Below are 3585 nucleotides of genomic sequence, written 5' to 3'. Positions count from 1 at the left end.
GCGGCAACAGCCGCGGCCGCGGCGGTGGCGCTGAGCAGGAAGACGCGCCGCGAGGGGCTCCGCCCGGCGGGGGTGATGGCCGCGCGCCGGGTGTCGGGCGGGCGGCGATGAGACAGCTTCATGACATCCTCCGGTGAGTGGCGAATCCGGCGTGGGGCGCGGGCCGTTCGTGGCACACGGCGCAGCGCGCGGGCCGTTCGTGGCACACGGCGCAGCGCGGCGCCGGATCGATGATTGAACGATGACTGAAGGGTAGTGCGCCGGCGATGGCGAAGTCCTCACGTAAAATTAAACAATTCGTGATACCTCACGGTGCCCGATCTGCGCACAATGGGGCCTCCAAGACCCACTCTCCCGGGAGCCGTCCAGCCGATGGAATCGCCGCGCCGTGTCCTGCTCGTCGAAGACGACGTGCATATCGCCGACCTGCTCACGCTGCATTTGCGCGATGAGCGCTTCGAAGTCGTGCACTGCGCCGACGGCGACGAAGGTCTGCGACGCCTCGCCGAAGGCGGCTGGGACGCCTTGATCCTTGATCTGATGCTGCCCAGCGTGGACGGCCTGGAGATCTGCCGTCGCGCACGGGAAATGACGCGCTACACCCCCATCATCATCACGAGCGCGCGCTCGAGCGAAGTCCACCGGATTCTCGGGCTGGAGCTGGGGGCGGACGACTATCTGGCCAAGCCGTTCTCGGTGCTGGAGCTCGTGGCGCGCGTCAAGGCGCTCATGCGCCGCGTCGATGCGCTCGCACGCAACGCTCGCATGGAGGCGGGCAGCCTCGCGATCGCGGGCCTGTTCATCGATCCGATCGCCCGCGAGGCGTCGCTGGCGGGCAGGCGACTCGATCTCACGCCGCGCGAGTTCGACCTGCTCTACTTCTTCGCGCGCCAGCCCGGCAAGGTGTTCTCGCGCATGGACCTGCTCAATGCCGTATGGGGCTATCAGCACGAAGGGTACGAGCACACTGTCAACACGCACATCAACCGCCTGCGCGCGAAGATCGAGGCGGACCCGGCGCAGCCCGCGCGCATCCTTACGGTTTGGGGCCGCGGCTACCGGTTCGCCGCCGACGGCCCGGGCGCGCAGGGCGAGCCGGGCGCCGACGCGGGAGCCGTCTGATGCGCCGCTGGAATCTCTCCCTCACGCAGCGCCTGTCGCTCGTTTTCGCCCTGCTGCTGCTGGTGTGCAGCGGCACGTCCGCCTGGATGCAGGTGCGCGCCAATCGCATGCATGAAGCCGAGGTCATTCAGGGCCTCTCGCGAGGACTCGCGGAACACATCGCGGCCAATGCGCAACTCATGGACGCGAACGGCATGAAGCCTGACGCCGTGCGGCGTCTGTTCGGCCAGCTGATGGTGGTCAACCCGAGTGTCGAGGTGTATCTGCTCGACGAGCAGGGACGCATCACGGGACATGCGGCGCCGCAGGGACACCTGCGTCGCATGCAGGTCGATCTGGCGCCCGTGCGCCGATTGCTCGACGGCGGCGCTCTGCCGATCTACGGCGATGACCCGCGCAATGCCCAGGCGCGCAAAGTGTTCAGCGCCGCGCCGCTGCGCGTGGATGGGCGCGACGTCGGCTACGTCTATGTCGTATTGCTCGGCGAGGCGCACGATCGCTTTGCCGCGCGCGGCGCGACGAGCGTGGCGCTCAATACGGCGCTGTGGTCGATCGGCATGGTGGCCGCGCTGTGTTTGCTGGCCGGCCTGACCGCTTTCGCGCTCATCACGCGGCCGTTGCGGCGACTCACGGACACTGTACGCGAGTTCGACATCGACGCGGCGCCCGTACCGTTGCCGGCCATGTCGGCCGATGCGCTGGCGTCGCAGCCGGCGCGCCCGAACGACGAGATCATGGTGCTCGAGCGTGCGTTCCGGCAGATGGTCGAGCGCTTTGGCGAGCAGTGGCGCACGCTTACGCGGCAGGACCAGGAGCGGCGCGAGCTGATCGCCAATATTTCGCATGACCTTCGCACCCCGCTGTCGTCGCTGCACGGCTACCTCGAGACGCTGTCGCTCAAGGACGCCGCACTCACCCCCGCCGAGCGGCGGCGCTATCTCGGCATCGCGCTCGATCAGAGTCGCAAGGTAGGGGCGCTCGCGCAGTCGCTATTCGAGCTGGCGCGCCTCGAGCACGGCTTCGTGCAGCCCGAGGCCGAGCCGTTCTCGGTCACCGATCTGATTCAGGACGTTTTCCAGAAATTCGAACTGAGCGCCGAGTCGCGCGGCGTGGCCCTGCGTGCGGCGCTCGCGCCGCAGATTCCGCCTGCGCGCGCCGACCTCGGCCTCATCGAGCGCGTGTTGACGAACCTGCTCGACAACGCGCTGCGCTATACGCCCGCAGGCGGGGCGATCACCGTGGCCGTGGCGCCGATGGGGGCAGAGATCGAAGTGCTGGTGAGCGACACGGGGCCGGGTATTCCGGAGAGCGCGCGCGAAGGGCTCTTCGAGCGGCCCTTCACGGTGGGGGGCGCCCGCCGCGAAGGCGGGCTGGGATTGCGGATCGTGCATCGCATCCTGCAACTGCACGGACGGCGTATCTCCTTGGTGGAGACCCCCGCCCCCGGCGGGCAGGGAGCGACCTTCCGGTTTACCTTGCCGACGTAAGCGGGCCGTCGGCCGGACGGGCGCCCGGCGCCGGGTCGTAGTACGTCAGTTTGCGCACGAACACGTTGGCGAACGGGTCGATGCGCTCGCCCGGCGCGCCAGGCGACGTGATGACCACGCGCACGACGTTGCCGCGGCTGTCGTGCCTGTAGTGGTATTCGGACACATGGCGCTCGCCCGTGGCCGCATCGGTGCGCGTGACGCGCGTCAACTCGTGACGCGGCGAATATTCGGCGACCTCGTTGTCCCATGCGAGCGGCAGCCATTGCCCGTCGATGAAGGCCGCGGCGCCGTCGTCCCGCACCACGCGGCCGCCGTCGGGCTTGCGCTCGACGCTGGAGAACGTGCGATAGGACACCACCTTCGGGGCAGCGCGCACCTTGCCGTCTGCCGTGACGACCTGGCGCGCTTCGTTGGGCGCGTCCCACTGGCGCGACAATGCAAAGCACTCATCGTCGAAGCGTCGCGCCTGCAGGCTGCCCGGACGGCGGCGGTGCGGCCCGTTCCCGCCGGCGATGGTGCGGCGGGTCCACTCGAGGTGATCGCCTTGCACGCGCACCTGTTCCTTCCACGCTTCGCGTCGCGAGGCGCCATGCACGACCCAGGTGTCGGCGCCCTCCCAGTCCACGGGCGCCCCGTCGATACTGCGCAGGCGGCCCGCCGCATCGTAGGCGTAGTGGCCGCGGTCGGTGCTCGTGAGCAGGTGGCCCTGCGGGTCGAACTCCATCACGAAGCGATTGCCGTTGTCGAGCGGCCCGACCTTGCCGGTGCTGCGATCGTAGCTGGCGATGAAGCGCGTTTCCTCGATGCGCCGAACGCCGGCGGGGATGCCGCCGAAGTTGCGCATGAGGTCGTCTTCCTCGCGCAGGGCGGTTTGCACGCACCAGGGCAGCGGCGCGGACGCTTGCGGGGCCTCGGCCGCCGGTGCGCTTGCGCCGGGCGGGCTTGGCGCGGCCACCGGCGCGCTCGCGGCGGG

At 69.4% G+C, this 3585-nt stretch carries 3 protein-coding genes; 2 read left to right on the top strand and 1 reads right to left on the bottom strand.

What is annotated here, in order from left to right:
* The first annotated feature begins 372 nt into the window (after nt 1-372).
* Nucleotides 373-1122, top strand: a complete 750-nt coding sequence (locus tag PNO31109_RS21720) for a response regulator transcription factor (protein ID WP_150557511.1) — start codon at nt 373-375, stop codon at nt 1120-1122.
* Nucleotides 1122-2609 carry a sensor histidine kinase gene (locus PNO31109_RS21715; RefSeq protein WP_150557510.1) on the top strand — a complete coding sequence of 496 codons (1488 nt, stop codon included), beginning with the start codon at nt 1122-1124 and terminating at the stop codon, nt 2607-2609. Before PNO31109_RS21720 ends, PNO31109_RS21715 begins: the two co-directional genes overlap by 1 nt.
* Here PNO31109_RS21715 and PNO31109_RS21710 read toward each other — a convergent pair.
* Nucleotides 2593-3585: hypothetical protein (locus PNO31109_RS21710; RefSeq protein ID WP_217433194.1), on the bottom strand; the 993-nt coding region annotated here is incomplete at its 5' end. The genes PNO31109_RS21715 and PNO31109_RS21710 overlap by 17 nt on opposite strands.

This window comes from Pandoraea nosoerga (genome assembly GCF_902459585.1).
In the GTDB taxonomy this organism is placed as follows: Bacteria; Pseudomonadota; Gammaproteobacteria; order Burkholderiales; family Burkholderiaceae; genus Pandoraea; species Pandoraea nosoerga.
This window is presented reverse-complemented; position numbering and strand designations above follow the sequence as displayed.

What these genes read in the sequence shown, in the direction of transcription:
- PNO31109_RS21720 (WP_150557511.1), top strand. Translation starts at nt 373, where the DNA reads ATGGAATCGCCGCGCCGTGTCCTGCTCGTCGAAGACGACGTGCATATC.
- PNO31109_RS21715 (WP_150557510.1), top strand. Translation starts at nt 1,122, where the DNA reads ATGCGCCGCTGGAATCTCTCCCTCACGCAGCGCCTGTCGCTCGTTTTC.